Origin of the sequence: Dorea sp. AF36-15AT (genome assembly GCF_003477705.1) — a bacterium.
Classification (GTDB): domain Bacteria; phylum Bacillota; class Clostridia; order Lachnospirales; family Lachnospiraceae; genus Claveliimonas; species Claveliimonas ammoniilytica.
Genome location: NZ_QUDV01000001.1, coordinates 38,873 through 54,323, shown reverse-complemented (window position 1 = coordinate 54,323; position 15,451 = coordinate 38,873). Strand labels below are relative to the sequence as shown.

Below are 15,451 nucleotides of genomic sequence, written 5' to 3'. Positions count from 1 at the left end.
AAAAACACAGCCATGGAAGTTCCAGTGGCTGTGTTTTTTATTCCCCTAACAGGAACTGACTCAGTGCATAATTACTGAGATCAATTCCCCGGTCTGTCAGTCGGATCCGATCCTCTTCTCTTACTAGCAGTCCCTCTTTTATCAAATTTTCTATACTTTCTTTATAAATCTCGTCCATCGACACTCTGAATGACTTATAAAAATCATATTCCGACACTCCATTGATCTTACGCAGTCCCAGAAACATGAATTCTTCCATCTCATCCTTCCTTCTGAGTCTGGTAAAGTCTTCCCGCTCTTCCAACACCAGTCCCGTACTCGGTCCGATATGATCCGGTTCCTTCCATCGGATATGATCCATCAGTGACGAAGCTCCTGCTCCAAGCCCCAGATATTCTTTCCTGTCCCAATAACCCAGATTGTGCCTGCATTCATAACCATCTTTCGCATAATTAGAGATCTCATAGCGATGATAACCATAGTCTTCCAGAATCTCTCCGGTGCGCACATACATCTGCCGTTCTATATCCTCATTCGGCAGTTCTTCTGCGTGTCTGCCTTCCCCATACCGCTCATAAAACGGCGTACCTTCCTCAATGATCAGACTGTATGCAGAAATGTGTTCTGGTTCGAGATCTGCTACCTTTCGAAGTGTATCTTCATAACTCTCTAGCGTCTGTCCCGGAATTGCCGACATGAGATCCACATTGATATTGGTAAATCCAGCCTCTCTCGCCCACTGATATACCTGCCTGAAATCCTCGTAGGTGTGGATTCGTCCCAGACACTTCAATTCTTCATTATCTGCTGACTGAAGCCCCATGCTCAGCCGATTGATTCCAAGCTCACGATACACCGGGAGCTTATCTTTCACATCGGTTCCCGGATTCATTTCCAGCGTGATCTCTGCGTCTTCCCTGATTGGGAAGCTCTCATGAACTGCTTCAAAAACTTGCGTGATCTGCGCTTCTGTCAGAATGGACGGAGTTCCCCCGCCCACAAATATACTGACGATCTCATATCCATAATTGTGTATCACATCCGACCAGTAACGGATCCTGCGGCATAACCGTTCGACATAGATCTGCCGTTGCTCTTCACCAGATGGTGCCGACAGAAAGTCACAGTACTTACATTTGCTTACACAAAAGGGAATATGCAGATATAATTCTAATTCTTTTTTCATTAATTCTCATCCAGCTTCAATACACTCATAAATGCTTCCTGCGGGATCTCTACATTGCCCACCTGACGCATACGCTTCTTACCTTCCTTCTGTTTCTCCAGCAGCTTACGCTTACGCGAAATATCACCGCCATAGCACTTGGCAAGTACGTCCTTACGCATCGCTTTTACCGTCTCTCTGGCAATGATCTTGCTTCCCACTGCTGCCTGGATCGGAATCTCAAAGAGATGTCTCGGAATCTCTTCTTTCAGCTTCTCACACATCTTTCTTCCGCGCTCATAGGCACTGCCTTCGAATACAATAAATGATAATGCATCCACTGTTTCTTTATTAATCAGAATATCCAGTTTCACAAGGTTCGACTGCTGATAGCCAAGCATCTCATAATCGAACGATGCATAACCTCTGGAACGGGATTTCAGCGCATCAAAGAAATCGTAAATGATCTCATTCAGCGGCAGATGATAGTGTAGTACTGCTCTGGTCTCTTCGATATATTCCATGCCCTGATAGATACCTCTGCGCTCCTGACACAGATCCATGATCGTTCCGATATATTCTGAAGTCACCATGATCTCTGCTTTTACCATTGGCTCTTCCATGTATTCAATCTCAGATGGGTCTGGCAGGTTCGACGGATTCGTCAGATCCATGACCTCTCCATTGGTCTTATGCACCTTGTAAATAACGCCCGGTGCTGTTGTTACCAGATCCAGATTATATTCTCTCTCCAGACGCTCCTGAATGATCTCTAAATGCAAAAGTCCCAGGAAGCCGCAGCGGAATCCAAATCCCAATGCAATTGATGTCTCCGGCTCAAACTGCAGCGATGCATCATTTAACTGTAACTTTTCCAGTGCGTCACGAAGGTCCGGATACTTGGCTCCGTCCGCCGGATAGAGTCCGCAATATACCATCGGATTCACCTTCTTATATCCCGGCAATGGCTCTACGCAAGGATCCTGCGCATTCGTGATCGTATCACCCACACGGGTGTCCTTTACATTCTTCAGACTGGCGGTCACATAGCCTACCATACCTGCACTCAGTTCGTCACATGGAATAAATTGTCCTGCTCCGAAATATCCCACTTCAACAACCTCTGCCTCTGCTCCGGTCGCCATCATGCGGATCGGCGTCCCCTTCTTTATCGTACCTTCCATCAAACGGCAGAATACGATAACTCCCTTATATGCATCATATAAAGAGTCAAAGATCAGTGCCTGCAGCGGTGCCTTCGGATCTCCGCCCGGAGCCGGGATCTTCTCTACGATCTGCTCCAGTACTTCCTCTATATTCAGTCCGGTCTTGGCAGAAATACGTGGTGCATCCTCTGCTTCAATACCGATCACATCTTCAATTTCTTCAATTACACGCTCCGGCTCTGCACTCGGAAGATCAATCTTATTGATCACAGGCATCACATCCAGATCGTGATCCAGTGCCAGATATACATTGGCGAGGGTCTGTGCTTCCACGCCCTGCGCCGCATCTACGACGAGGATTGCGCCATCACAGGCTGCCAGACTTCTGGATACCTCGTAATTAAAGTCTACATGTCCCGGAGTGTCGATCAGGTTAAAGATATACTCTTCTCCATCTTTCGCCTTATACACTGTACGCACTGCCTGAGACTTGATTGTGATACCACGTTCTCGCTCAAGATCCATATTATCCAGTACCTGCGCCTGCATCTCCCGGCTGGTCAGAAGTCCTGTCATCTCAATAATACGGTCTGCCAGGGTAGATTTCCCGTGGTCAATATGCGCTATAATACAAAAGTTACGAATTTTGCTCTGGTCTGTTCCTGCCATGTTTTTCTTATCTTCCTTCCATCTTCTTCTAAATTCTTCTGCTCTATCTTCGCCAGACTGTTCTAAGCTCTCTGCTGTCCACCGATCTGCGGAGACAGTATAAATAATTCCACACAGGTCGTATCCTTCATACGCCCTGTCTTAACGTCTGTTTCCAATTCTACTCCAAGTTCCAGAATATCCCTTAGCTGATCCTGGCTGAAACTTCGGCATTGTCGCATGCATTTGCCTGCTACAAATGGATGAAGCCCCGCTTCAGAAGCAACCTGCTTCTGTGCCATGCCCCGCCGCATCAGTGACTGTACCACCAGAAGTGACCGGAACTGCTTGGTCAGCATGTATAAGATACGCATCGGTGGCTCCTTAAGTGCCAGCAGATCATAATAATAATCCAGGGCTTTCTTCTTATCCCCAACCGCTACTGCATCTACCATCTCAAAAATGTGTCCTTCAATCTGTGCGGTACACACCGCATCCACATCCTCGTCTGTAATCTCATCCTGATCGATCGTATAAGTGAAAAGCTTCTCCATCTCTGTCTCAAGATTCTTCATATCCGTGCCTGTCCGATCCAGGATGTGCCGGATCGTGGACTCTCGGATCTGCTTGCCTTCCTTACGGATCAGTCCCATCAGCCAGATTGTCAACGTCTTCTCATCCTGACGCGCCATCTCTACCACGCGCCCTTTGTCCTTCACTGTTTTGTATAACTTGTTCCGCTTGTCGATTTCATTCTCCACAAACAGAAAACAGGTAGTCTCCGGCAGATTCTTTATATAATCCGCAAACTCCGCCGCACTGCTCTTAAACAGCCCGGAATCCTCGATCACGATCAGTCTGCGTTCTGCAAAAAACGGCATCGTCTCAGCCAGATCAATGATCTCTCCGACAGGAAGCCCCTTACCTTCATAATGGGCATAATTCACAGTATCGCCCTCCGGCAGCATCGCTTTTACCAGACGGTCCCTGTACTGCTTTTTCAGATAATCCTCTTCCCCGTACAGCAGATATATATTCTTAAATTGTCCCTGCTTAATATCTTCATTCAAACTTTTCATAGAACCTATTATACTGGATAATCCGCAAATTTGCCACCTCTTTTCCAGTCTGTCTGAGAGTAATCGCACCGCATTCTGCCGTATTCAAAATACTGCATCCTTCTGCCGTTAACCGTTCCATCGTCTCCACATGTGGATGCCCATACCGATTCTCCCGTCCTGCTGAAATAATGGCAAGCCTCGGTTCCGATTTCTTAAGAAATGCTTCTGAAGTAGAATTTCTTGATCCATGATGAGCCACTTTTAATACCGTACAGTCTTCCTTCATATCTTCTGTCAGTATGTCCTCTCCCTCACCTTCTACATCTCCGGTAAACAGCACCTTCAACTCTCCATACTGTAATTCCAGCACCATAGAAGCTGCATTACCCGATATCTCACCACTTACTTCTTTAAACCTCTCTGCACACGGTTCCAGACAGGTAAGCGTCACATCTTCCCATGAAATCTCCTGACCTTTCTGTATTGTTACAACACGGATTCCATTGGATGTCGCCAGCTCGTAAAGCTGTTTCAGCTTGTCATCCCATAACTTCTGCTCCGGCAGTACCATACAACCAATGGCTATACCTTCCTGCTGCCGCTCAAGCAGCTCTTCCAGACCATTGATATGATCCATATCTCCGTGACTGACAAATACATAGTCAAGCCTTCCCACTCCTCTGCATTTGAGAAATGGCTCAATCTGATATCGCCCCACCTTCTTGGTATCACTACTGCCTCCATCGATCAGACAGGTTCTCCCATCTTCCGTCCGCACAAAGGCACAGTCTCCCTGTCCTACGTCCAGAAATGTGATTTCCAGCCCCGTGTGACGGAACGCAGGACAATTCATCACCAATGCAAAAATGCCTGCTGCCAGTAAAATGAGCCGCAAGCCTGTCCCCGGCATGAGGTGCACGTCCTTCACTTCTTCACACACTTCTTTCTGCTTGCGATACCAGAACACAACGATTGCTAATATCACATAATACAAAATGATTCCGACTACTCCCGGTCTTCCGGTTGTGAATCTTCTTCCGGGAAGCTGTTCCGTCCCTTTGCACAATAACTCAAAAAAATCCAGGATATATCCACATCCATACAGCATACTGATTCCTGCCGGACGTATCAGCATAAGTCCCATACTGCCCAGAAACCCAAGTAACAGCACCAGACTCATAAGTGGAATCACGATCAAATTCAATAACACCGACCAGGTCGGCAGTTCGTAATAATGATACAGGATCACCGGAACTGTAATCAGTTCAATACTAAGACTGACCAACAGACTCTCTGCCAGTTTCCCAAACGTATTCTTCCCTGACGTGATCAGCGGATAAAGAAACAGCACTGCTCCTACTGCACCGAAGGACAACTGAAAGCCTGCATCAAAAAATGCCAGCGGTCTCCACCAGATCACAGTTGCCATAGCAAGTGTATACGCAGTCAGTCTGTCATTCACTCTGCCCGTCATATCAGCTCCCACCTGCATACAGAACATAATTACCGCCCGGACTGCTGATACCGTACAACCGATCATCACGATATACATTAACAGAAATGTAATCCCTGCCAAGCCTCCCGCCAGATACGAGCCACTTGTTCTGCGCACAAAACGATAAAAGCCAAGTCCGACAAAAGAAAGATGAAGTCCGGATATTGCCAGAATATGGGCAATCCCATTTACCTGATACTGCTCTTTTATCTCATCATCCATCTGCTGTTTATCTCCCAGAAGCATAGCATTCAGTATCCCGCCTTTTTTCGCTCCCAGGATCTGCAGGACGGCTTCCGACCATCTCTTTCTTAAGAGCCTCAGTCTTTCCCTAAACAGATTAGTATTCCTATTCACAAGTTCTGCTTCTTCTGCCCAGATACAGGCAGGGATTCCTTGTGTCCGATAATACTTCTTTCTGGAAAAAGCGCCGGGATTTCTTTCATTCTCAAAGAATTCCAGAGATCCGGACGCCTTTATCTTATTGCCAAGTGCAAAGGAATGATTTTCTTTGACATATGCAAGAAAATATCGCTCCTGTATGTTCTGTCTGCCATCACTGATTCCAACCCTTTTCAGATACAATGTCTGATACTCTTCCGTTTCGTCTATCCGAAACACCTCACCCGTTACCGTCACCAATCTTCCGTTTTCCACTGTATCCACCGGAAATGTAACAAATATTCCTGCACCAGTCATCATTTCACGACTTACCATAACCAGCATAATGACCAGATACAGCACACATAGAGCAAATAGTTTTCTTTTATTTATTTTATCTTTTATCTTATTAATGATTTTTCGTATAATCTTTTCTATCAGTTCTCTTATTTCTGCACAAAGTCCTCACTGCGCAGATAACCTACCTCATTGCCATGATGATCTTTCAGCACCTCGTCGGCTACATGGAACTGTACTCGCTCCACTCCGTCAAGCTGTGTCACAGTCCGTACTACCGCTGCCTGCAGCAGTGCCTCTGATGCTGCATCCAGAATCTCATACTCCTCGCTGAAATACAGATCAAGCCTTCCGTCTTCCAGACGAATGTCTGTGATCATCAGGTCTGTCGGAATTGCAGGCACGCATTCTACCGAATCCTTTGGATTCTGCATCTTCTTCAGTACTTCCTCTACCTGATCTTCTGCTTTATCAGAGTTCAGATTATATCCCTCGGTATTCAATGCTGTTTCTTCTGAATTGAGATAATAGATCTGCATATCATAAGATTCTTCCTTATGGCATCCCACTGTCAGAAGACAACCGAACATAAGCAATGTGATCATCCATCCACTCTTTTTCATACCTGCCTCCTAACCTGCATAATTGATCGGGATTCTTACGGAAAATGTCGTACCTTCCCCCGGCTGGCTGAACACCTTGATTGCGCCACGGTGCATAACTACTGCATTGCGCGCAATGGAAAGTCCAAGTCCGCTACCGCCGATTTCTCTGGAATGCGACTTATCCACCCGATAGAATCGTTCAAATATATGCTCCGTCTCTGTCTCCGGAATACCGATGCCAGAATCTGCCACTTCTATATAGACATACTTATGATCTGCATTTAAAGAGACATGTACCCAGCCATTCTCCCAGTTATACTTGATCGCATTCTCTACCAGATTGGAAATTGCAAGCGACAGCTTTACTTCATCCACCTCTGCCGTTACCGGACGAAAGCTTTCGTATACAACTTCCACATTTGCCTCCGATGCGAGCGGTTGCAGACGCTTCAGAATCTTTTCAATCAGTTCATTGATATTCTCTGACCGGATATTCATGGTTGCTGCCGTCTTATCCATTTTCACCAAAGACAGCAGATCGTTAATAATCTTATTCTCACGCTCGATCTCTTCTGACAGATCCCCCATAAATTCGCGGTACAGTTCCACCGGAACTTCCTCCTGCGACAGCAGAGAATCCGACAGCACCTTCATAGATGTCAATGGTGTCTTCAGCTCATGAGACACGTTGGACACAAATTCCTGACGGGAATCATCCAGCTTCTTCAATCTTCCAAGCATCTGGTTAAATGCATCTGAGATCAGAGTAGTCTCTTTATAGGTATACACGTGCAGATAATCCGCATCATATCCATCCTGAAGATCTCCAATGGATCTGGTAATCCTTGCAAACGGACGCACCATGATCGTTCCCAGGAAAATTGCTGCGATCACTACGATCAGAATAATCGCAAGCTCTGCAATATTCGCTTTCTTTGCCAGCAGTGCTTTGGTCGCTGCAATCGTATCGGTTGATACACTGACAAGCACCACTCCTGTGATCTCACTGTCTTCTGACACTCGGATGGGCGCAGTCACTTCGATAAAACGGTTATCCCTGTCATAGCAAAAAGCCTTGTCCCCGCGGAAACATTTCACTACAGATTCTGCCACCATCTTCCGTCCCACGTCCTTATCATCCGTGTCACTCATGATGCAGAAATCATTGTCAATGACCATAATCCGCCCATGATATACATTTGCAAGCTGTGTAAGCTCTGATTGAATAATGTCTGAAATGCCATTGTCCTGATAATTAGAATTGCTGAGCTGACTGCACAGAATCGTGCACTGATTCTGGATTTCGGCAGTACGCACTTCGACTGCTCTGGTCTCATAGCTTTTAAGAACCAGCCCCTTAAGCACCAGGCACGGAATGATGCCGACAAGCATCAAAAGCACCGTAATATACAGGCGCAGGCTCTTGAATACTCTGATTCTGATATAACGTTTAAGCCTTGAAATAATAACCAACTCCCCACTTTGTATACACATACTTTGGATCGCTTGGATGTGTCTCAATCTTCTCTCTCAGTCTCCGGATATGTACATCCACTGTTCTTGCGTCCCCCGGATATTCGTAGCCCCAGACCATATTCAACAGATTCTCTCTGCTGTATACTTTATTCGGATTCTTTGCCAGAAGCTCCAAAAGATCGAATTCCTTGGCCGTCAGATTCACTTCCCTGTCAGCGATAAACACTCTCCGGCTCTCACAATCAATCTTCATATCCCTGTGAACCAGCAGCTTCTCATCTTCTGATGCATCTTTTCGTCCGATTCTCCTGAAAATCGCCTTGATCCTTGCTTTCACTTCCAGAATATTAAACGGCTTGGTAATGTAATCATCTGCACCGTAATCCAGTCCCAGGATCTTATCCATGTCATCCCCTTTTGCTGTCAGCATGATAATCGGCACATCCGAAAACTCCCGGATCTGTCTGCACACTTCGAATCCGTCAAGTTTCGGAAGCATAATATCCAGCAGGATCATATCATACGTATTCTCTCTGGCAAGCTTCAGCGCCTCCTCGCCGTCATACGCACAATCTACCTTCATATCATCCTGTTCCAGACTGAAGCGGATTCCCTTTACGATCAGCTTCTCATCGTCTACAACCAGCACTCTTTTATTCATCATGTTACTCTCACCCTCTATATCACAATACTATCTTTGATCTTATTATAAGTTCCTTCTTTAATTCCTTCCACCTGCATCAGTTCATCTACAGAATGGAAACCGCCATTAGATTCCCGGTATCGGATAATGGCGTCTGCTTTCTTCTCTCCGATTCCGGTCAGAGTCATAAGTTCTTCCCTGGATGCCACATTCAGATGCACTTTTTCATCGGTTCCCTCTGCCGATGATCTTTCCTGCATCTGACCTGTCTGCTGACCTTCTGGCATTGTCTCCGCTTCTTCTGTCGATGGTACATAAATCTTCTGCCCATCCTCTGCAGTCTCAGCCTGATTCACCCAGTCCGTTGATGCTGTGTCAAGCATCCCGCCTGCTGCATCGATTGCCTGACAGATTCTGCTTCCTTCCGGGAGCTCATAGACCCCGGGACTTGCCACCTGCCCGCATACAAATACATAGATCACACCTTCGCTCCCTGCTTTCTTCACAGGTTCTGTATCTACCGTCTGCTCCGTCTCATCTGCCTTGTTTTCCGTCTCATCTGACACTTCTACAGACTCGGTTTTCTCTCTCTGCTGCACTTCTTCCAGCGTATCTGAACTCTTCTCTTTACTGCATCCCGACACCACCACAAGCAGAATGCAAATCATTATGACTACTGTTATTCTCTTTTTCCTGTCCCGCATATTTGCTCCTTTACAGCTGTCGACACTGTAAATACCCTCTTTCTATGCTCAGGTAAGAATATTCTACTATTTCCACTGGAAAATTGCAACTCCAATCAGCGCCAGCACCATACCGCCTACCTTCCTCCATTCCAATGGTTCTTTCTCTATGCCAAAGAGTCCCAGAAGTTCAATTACGTAAGCCACAATGAGCTGTGAAATAACGATCAGAAGTGCTGCTTTTGCAGGTCCCAGCTGATCCATGCTCTTAATAACTGTCCAAGTAATCCCCGCACCGATGGCACCTCCTAGCAGCATATATTTGGGTTCGACTTCTGCGATCGTACGGATCTCATCCCGTCCTGCGATTAGCCATGCTACTGCACACACGAGAAAAGCACTGAACTGTACCCAGCCGTTGCTTACCCACATACCTGTCGTCTTCGTCACCTGTGTGTTAAATACCCCTTGAACGCTCATCAGAGCACCCGAAAGAAGCGCAATCAAAAAACCAATCATAGATCTACCTCCTGTTATCCTACAGTTAGTATATCCACTGATTGGTTTTTTAGACGACTCTATTTGTTAGAATACATTTCATCGCCATCTTTCAGGATAGCGGTTCCGATTCCTTTGTTCGTAAAGATCTCCAGCAGCAGACAGTGCGGAATTCTTCCATCCAGGATATGTACTCTGGATACGCCATTCTCAATGGCGTCAATGCAGTTATTCAGCTTCGGCAGCATACCGCCTCCGATATAACCTTTTTCGATAAATTCCTTTGCCTCAGAAATCTGAAGTTCTGAGATCAGCGTAGACGGATCGTTTGGATCTTTGTACACGCCTTCGATATCTGTCAGAAATGCAAGCTTCTCTGCATTCATTGCACGGGCAATGGCACATGCCGCATCATCTGCATTGATATTATAGGTATGGAAGCTGTCATCCAGACCGATCGGACATACGATCGGAAGAAAATCTTTGTCCAGAAGATCCCACAGAATATCTGCATTTACCTTCTGTACCTCCCCTACGTATCCGATATCTTCGCCATTGGAATATTTCTTCGTAACATTCAAAAGTCCACCATCCTTGCCACTGAGACCGATGGCGCGTACGCCCAGACTCTCTACCATCTGTACCAGCTCTTTGTTGACCTTTCCCAGTACCATCTCAGCCAGTTCCATGGTAGGTTCATCTGTAACGCGAAGACCGTTGATGAATTTCGGTTCCATGCCAACCTTGCTTACCCAGCGGCTGACCTCCTTACCACCGCCATGTACAATGATCGGTTTAAATCCAACCAGCTTCAGCAGTGTCACATCTTCGATGACACGCTTTTTCAGATTCTCATCTACCATCGCACTTCCGCCGTATTTTACAACGATAACCTTACGGTTAAACTTCTGGATATATGGCAACGCCTCGATCAACACCTCTGCCTTATCCAGATACTGCTTCATATTTTTATCCATTTTCCTGTCTCCTAACTTCTGTAATCTGCATTGATCTCAATATAGCCATGTGTCAGATCACATCCCCATGCCGTTGCCTCTGCATCACCCATTTTCACATCAGCAATTGCTGTTACTTCCGGCTGTGAAAGAATCTCAGTTGCTTTCTCTTCGCTGAAATCAAGTGCTACGCCATCTTCTGCAATCTGGATCTTGCCTGCTTTGCTCTCGAAGAACAGATCTACTTTCTCAGGATCAAACTGTGCTCCGGAATAACCCATCGCACATACGATTCTTCCCCAGTTGGCATCGTGACCTGCAATAGCTGTCTTGGTAAGGTTAGAACATGCGATTGACTTGGCAAGCACTTTAGCTGCTTCCACACTCTCAGCACCCTTTACTTTGACTTCAAAAAGTGCTGTTGCACCTTCACCATCTCCTGCAATCTGCTTTGCAAGATATTCATTGATCTCGTGAAGCGCAGCCTTGAATGTCTGATAATCTTCTGTACCATACTCGATCACAGGGTTCTCGGCCATACCATTTGCCAGCACAAGTGCCGTATCATTGGTTGAGGTATCTCCATCTACAGAGATCATATTATAAGTATCTACAACATCTTCACTCAGTGCTTTCTGCAGTGCTTCCTTTGTAATAACAGCATCTGTTGTAACAAATGCAAGCATAGTGCACATATTTGGATGGATCATACCGGAACCTTTCGCCATACCTCCGATAGTTACGGTCTTACCACCCACCTGAATAGTCACTGCCAGTTCTTTCTCATGAGTGTCTGTAGTCATAATAGCTTTGGCAGCCTCTGTACCATTCTCAATACTGTCATTCTTCTTACCAGCCAGTACTTCGATGCCTGCTGTCAGCCTATCGATTGGCATCTGCTTACCGATGACGCCGGTAGAACCGATCAGAACTCCTTCTGCATCTACGGACAGATATTTAGCTGCTGCTTCTGCTGTATCCTTGCAATATCCAAAACCCTCTGCTCCGGTACATGCATTAGCTATGCCTGAGTTCACGATCACTGCCTGCGCTTTCTTGCCGCTGTCTACGACCTGGCGATCCCATTTCACAGGCGCTGCTTTTACCACATTAGTAGTAAATGTTCCTGCCGCCTCGCATGGTACCTGACTGTAGATCAGTGCCATATCTGTTCTGTCTTTATATTTAATACCTGCTGCTGTACTTGCTGCTTCAAATCCTTTTGCTGCGGTAACTCCACCTTTGATTTTCTCCATGTTCTTTCCCTTTCTTATTATCTGTTCGTTTATACACCCTGATTAAATGCGGTAATATTCTCTGCATTCAGTGTAAAATCATAGTAATTCAGATCCAGTCTTCTGGTCCAGCCAATCGTATTCCAAAATGCATTACCACCATCGTTACTGGTAAATGCGATCAGGCATACTTTATTGATATGCTCTGCTTTCAGTGCTTCCATAGACGCTACTACCATTGCCTTGCCAATTCCATGTCTACGATAATTCTCATCCACGCATACATGATAGAAACAGCCCCGTCTTCCGTCATGTCCGCAAAGGATGCTTCCGACAATCCTGCCATCCTTCTCAGCAACCACACTGGTCGTAGGATTCCGCTTCAGAAACCGGTCCACGCCTTTCCTGGAATCGTCGATACTGCGAATGCCAAATCCGCGGATTTTCTTCCACAACGCATATACTTCATCATAATCTTCGATAGTCATTACCCTTATCATTATTCTTCTCCATTCTGTCCCGTAATCGGATCTGTGCCCTGTATCACACGATACTATGGGAACATCGGCACAAGGTTCAGTCCTTCTGCTTCATCCAGTCCAAACATCAGGTTCATATTCTGAACAGCCTGTCCTGCTGCTCCTTTTACCAGATTATCGATGGCTCCCATCATGATAATCCGATTCGTACGCGAATCAATCTTGAAATTAATATCCACATAATTACTGCCCTCTACCCATTTGGTCTCCGGCAGTTCGTTCTCCTTCAGCACACGGACAAACTTCTCATCTGCATAGTATTTATCATAAATTGCTTTTACATCTTCATAAGTAACATCTTTTTTCAGAGATGCATATTCCGTAGCCAGAATACCACGGTTCATCGGCACAAGATGCGGTGTGAAATTGATCACTACTTTTTCACCGGATGCATATCCAAGCTGCTCCTCGATCTCCGGTGTATGTCTATGCGTAGCCACACCGTAAGGCTTCATATTCTCATTAACTTCACAGAACAGATTCGGAAGCTTTGCTCCTCTTCCTGCTCCGGAAGTACCGGACTTGGCATCTACGATCAATGTGCTCATATCAATGATGCCTTCTTTTGCCAATGGATATGCAGTCAAAATAGAGCATGTGGTATAGCATCCCGGATTAGCTACCAGTCTTGCTCCCTTTACCTTATCTCTGTTGATCTCGCACAATCCATATACCGCCTCGTTGATAAACTCCGGACTCTTATGCTCAATGCCGTACCATTTCTCATAGACCGATACATCTTTAATACGAAAGTCCGCACTCAGATCGATGATCTTTGTCTTCGATAATATATCTTCATTCACCAGAGAGGCGCACAGTCCCTGTGGTGTAGCTGTAAAGATCACATCCACCTGTCTGGCAAGTTCATCCATATTATCATCCATACAAGCGGCATCCACGATCTGGAACATATTGCGGTATACATCCGCATACTGTTTGTCCACATAACTTCTCGAACCATACCACACAATCTCTGCTTCTTTATGTCCTGTAAGTATTCTTACAAGCTCTGCTCCAGCATAACCAGTAGAACCTATAATTCCAACTTTAATCATATTGTTACCCTCTCTTTCGCAATATCGATGTTTTAATACATAGTTTAGACCACTATTTGTCCATTGTAAATACTCTGCCTTTGATTTTTATATTTTTTGTGCATATTAATTCATTTTTCATGCATATTATTCATCTCTATTTACAGTATTTACCTTGCATATTTATAAATTTTAGTGTATAGTTGGTGTTGTCATTTGATAAAGCAAGCATAACCGTTCGAAATATCCGGTCTGTCTGACCAGGTTTTTGAACAGTTATATTTATTAAACATTAACACACATTTACAAATCGGAGGGTATTTAATTATGAAAGAAAAAGTTGTTCTTGCATATTCTGGCGGACTTGATACAACAGCGATCATTCCGTGGCTGAAAGAAACATTTGATTACGACGTTGTCTGCTGCTGTATCGACTGTGGACAGGCAGAAGAGCTTGACGGACTGGAAGAGCGTGCTAAAATGTCCGGCGCTTCCAAATTATATATTGAAGATATCGTAGACGATTTCTGCGACAATTACATTGTACCATGTGTACAGGCACACGCTGTATACGAGGACAAATATCTGTTAGGTACATCTATGGCTCGTCCTGCTATCGCTAAGAAACTGGTAGAGATTGCCAGAAAAGAAGGCGCTGTTGCAATCTGCCACGGTGCTACCGGTAAAGGAAATGACCAGATCCGTTTCGAACTTGGTATCAAAGCTCTGGCTCCGGACATCAAGATCATTGCTCCTTGGAGAATGACAGATGTATGGACCATGCAGTCACGCGAAGATGAAATCGAATACTGTAAAGCACATGGCATCGACCTTCCATTTGACGCAAGCCACAGCTACAGCCGCGACCGTAACATCTGGCATATCAGCCACGAAGGTCTGGAACTGGAAGATCCGGCTAACGAACCTAATTACGATCACCTGCTGGTACTTGGTGTTACACCAGAAAAGGCACCAGATGAGCCGGAATACGTTACAATGACATTTGAAAAAGGTGTACCAAAGAGCGTTAACGGCGTAGAAATGAAGGTATCTGACATCATCCGCAAGCTGAACGAACTTGGCGGCAAGCATGGTATCGGTATCATCGATATCGTTGAGAACCGTGTTGTAGGTATGAAATCTCGTGGTGTATACGAGACACCTGGCGGAACCATCCTGTACGAAGCACATCAGCAGCTGGAAGAACTGGTATTAGACCGTGCTACTTATGAAGTAAAAGAAGAGATGGGCAATAAGCTGTCTCAGGTAGTATATGAAGGAAAATGGTTCACACCACTGCGCGAAGCAATCCAGGCATTCATCGAAAGCACACAGGAATATGTGACAGGTGAAGTAAAATTCAAACTGTACAAAGGTAATATCACAAAAGCCGGTACTACTTCTCCATACTCACTGTACAGCGAGTCTCTTGCAAGCTTCACAACCGGTGATCTGTATGACCACCACGATGCAGACGGATTCATCAATCTGTTCGGTCTGCCGTTAAAGGTTCGTGCTATGAAGATGCAGGAAGCAAAAAATCACACCAACTAATCTTCATATCTATGA

The 15,451-nt window shown here is 45.4% G+C and carries 14 protein-coding genes; 1 reads left to right on the top strand and 13 read right to left on the bottom strand.

What is annotated here, in order from left to right; all coding sequences use genetic code 11:
• Positions 1 to 37 precede the first annotated feature (37 nt).
• The 13 genes from hemW to argC all read right to left on the bottom strand — a co-directional run bounded on the left by hemW (position 38) and on the right by argC (position 13,903).
• Complete coding sequence (gene hemW / locus DWZ93_RS00250; protein ID WP_118451638.1) at positions 38 to 1,186, bottom strand: radical SAM family heme chaperone HemW; 1,149 nt, start codon at positions 1,184 to 1,186, stop codon at positions 38 to 40.
• Positions 1,186 to 3,000 carry a translation elongation factor 4 gene (lepA, locus tag DWZ93_RS00245; RefSeq protein ID WP_118451637.1) on the bottom strand — a complete coding sequence of 605 codons (1,815 nt, stop codon included), beginning with the start codon at positions 2,998 to 3,000 and terminating at the stop codon, positions 1,186 to 1,188. The genes hemW and lepA overlap by 1 nt, the downstream gene beginning before the upstream one ends.
• Positions 3,001 to 3,062: 62 nt before the next feature.
• Positions 3,063 to 4,058 carry a DNA polymerase III subunit delta gene (holA, locus tag DWZ93_RS00240; RefSeq protein WP_118384122.1) on the bottom strand — a complete coding sequence of 332 codons (996 nt, stop codon included), beginning with the start codon at positions 4,056 to 4,058 and terminating at the stop codon, positions 3,063 to 3,065.
• The gene (locus DWZ93_RS00235; RefSeq protein WP_279220004.1) at positions 4,042 to 6,309 is read right to left on the bottom strand and encodes a DNA internalization-related competence protein ComEC/Rec2; all 2,268 of its coding nucleotides are present in this window, start codon (positions 6,307 to 6,309) and stop codon (positions 4,042 to 4,044) included. Before DWZ93_RS00235 ends, holA begins: the two co-directional genes overlap by 17 nt.
• 53 nt (positions 6,310 to 6,362) lie before the next feature.
• The gene (locus DWZ93_RS00230) at positions 6,363 to 6,836 is read right to left on the bottom strand and encodes a GerMN domain-containing protein (RefSeq protein ID WP_118451635.1); all 474 of its coding nucleotides are present in this window, start codon (positions 6,834 to 6,836) and stop codon (positions 6,363 to 6,365) included.
• Positions 6,837 to 6,845: 9 nt separating this feature from the next.
• Positions 6,846 to 8,312: a sensor histidine kinase gene (locus DWZ93_RS00225; protein ID WP_118451634.1), complete on the bottom strand. Its 1,467-nt coding sequence runs from the start codon at positions 8,310 to 8,312 to the stop codon at positions 6,846 to 6,848.
• Entirely contained in the window at positions 8,269 to 8,955 is a 687-nt protein-coding gene (locus DWZ93_RS00220; RefSeq protein ID WP_118452049.1) for a response regulator transcription factor, read from the bottom strand. The genes DWZ93_RS00225 and DWZ93_RS00220 overlap by 44 nt, the downstream gene beginning before the upstream one ends.
• A 17-nt stretch (positions 8,956 to 8,972) precedes the next feature.
• Positions 8,973 to 9,641, bottom strand: a complete 669-nt coding sequence (locus DWZ93_RS00215; RefSeq protein WP_118451633.1) for a helix-hairpin-helix domain-containing protein — start codon at positions 9,639 to 9,641, stop codon at positions 8,973 to 8,975.
• Positions 9,642 to 9,707: 66 nt separating this feature from the next.
• Positions 9,708 to 10,139: a DMT family transporter gene (locus tag DWZ93_RS00210; protein ID WP_118384118.1), complete on the bottom strand. Its 432-nt coding sequence runs from the start codon at positions 10,137 to 10,139 to the stop codon at positions 9,708 to 9,710.
• 59 nt (positions 10,140 to 10,198) lie between these two features.
• A complete protein-coding gene (argB, locus tag DWZ93_RS00205; RefSeq protein ID WP_118451632.1) occupies positions 10,199 to 11,095 on the bottom strand; it encodes an acetylglutamate kinase in 897 nt (298 codons plus the stop codon).
• Positions 11,096 to 11,106: 11 nt separating this feature from the next.
• Complete coding sequence (gene argJ / locus DWZ93_RS00200) at positions 11,107 to 12,330, bottom strand: bifunctional glutamate N-acetyltransferase/amino-acid acetyltransferase ArgJ (RefSeq protein WP_118384116.1); 1,224 nt, start codon at positions 12,328 to 12,330, stop codon at positions 11,107 to 11,109.
• Between the two features lie 29 nt (positions 12,331 to 12,359).
• The gene (locus tag DWZ93_RS00195; protein WP_118384115.1) at positions 12,360 to 12,809 is read right to left on the bottom strand and encodes a GNAT family N-acetyltransferase; all 450 of its coding nucleotides are present in this window, start codon (positions 12,807 to 12,809) and stop codon (positions 12,360 to 12,362) included.
• A gap of 53 nt (positions 12,810 to 12,862) precedes the next feature.
• Positions 12,863 to 13,903, bottom strand: a complete 1,041-nt coding sequence (gene argC / locus DWZ93_RS00190; RefSeq protein ID WP_118451631.1) for an N-acetyl-gamma-glutamyl-phosphate reductase — start codon at positions 13,901 to 13,903, stop codon at positions 12,863 to 12,865.
• A gap of 306 nt (positions 13,904 to 14,209) precedes the next feature.
• Here argC and DWZ93_RS00185 point away from each other — a divergent pair, with 306 nt between their 5' ends.
• Positions 14,210 to 15,436, top strand: coding sequence for an argininosuccinate synthase (locus tag DWZ93_RS00185; RefSeq protein WP_118384113.1), 1,227 nt, complete (start codon positions 14,210 to 14,212; stop codon positions 15,434 to 15,436).
• Positions 15,437 to 15,451: the final 15 nt, after the last annotated feature.

Coding starts and splice junctions, on each gene's coding strand:
- hemW (WP_118451638.1), bottom strand. CDS start 1,186: ATGAAAAAAGAATTAGAATTATATCTGCATATTCCCTTTTGTGTAAGC.
- lepA (WP_118451637.1), bottom strand. CDS start 3,000: ATGGCAGGAACAGACCAGAGCAAAATTCGTAACTTTTGTATTATAGCG.
- holA (WP_118384122.1), bottom strand. CDS start 4,058: ATGAAAAGTTTGAATGAAGATATTAAGCAGGGACAATTTAAGAATATA.
- DWZ93_RS00230 (WP_118451635.1), bottom strand. CDS start 6,836: ATGAAAAAGAGTGGATGGATGATCACATTGCTTATGTTCGGTTGTCTT.
- DWZ93_RS00225 (WP_118451634.1), bottom strand. CDS start 8,312: ATGTGTATACAAAGTGGGGAGTTGGTTATTATTTCAAGGCTTAAACGT.
- DWZ93_RS00220 (WP_118452049.1), bottom strand. CDS start 8,955: ATGAATAAAAGAGTGCTGGTTGTAGACGATGAGAAGCTGATCGTAAAG.
- DWZ93_RS00215 (WP_118451633.1), bottom strand. CDS start 9,641: ATGCGGGACAGGAAAAAGAGAATAACAGTAGTCATAATGATTTGCATT.
- DWZ93_RS00210 (WP_118384118.1), bottom strand. CDS start 10,139: ATGATTGGTTTTTTGATTGCGCTTCTTTCGGGTGCTCTGATGAGCGTT.
- argB (WP_118451632.1), bottom strand. CDS start 11,095: ATGGATAAAAATATGAAGCAGTATCTGGATAAGGCAGAGGTGTTGATC.
- argJ (WP_118384116.1), bottom strand. CDS start 12,330: ATGGAGAAAATCAAAGGTGGAGTTACCGCAGCAAAAGGATTTGAAGCA.
- DWZ93_RS00195 (WP_118384115.1), bottom strand. CDS start 12,809: ATGATAAGGGTAATGACTATCGAAGATTATGATGAAGTATATGCGTTG.
- argC (WP_118451631.1), bottom strand. CDS start 13,903: ATGATTAAAGTTGGAATTATAGGTTCTACTGGTTATGCTGGAGCAGAG.
- DWZ93_RS00185 (WP_118384113.1), top strand. CDS start 14,210: ATGAAAGAAAAAGTTGTTCTTGCATATTCTGGCGGACTTGATACAACA.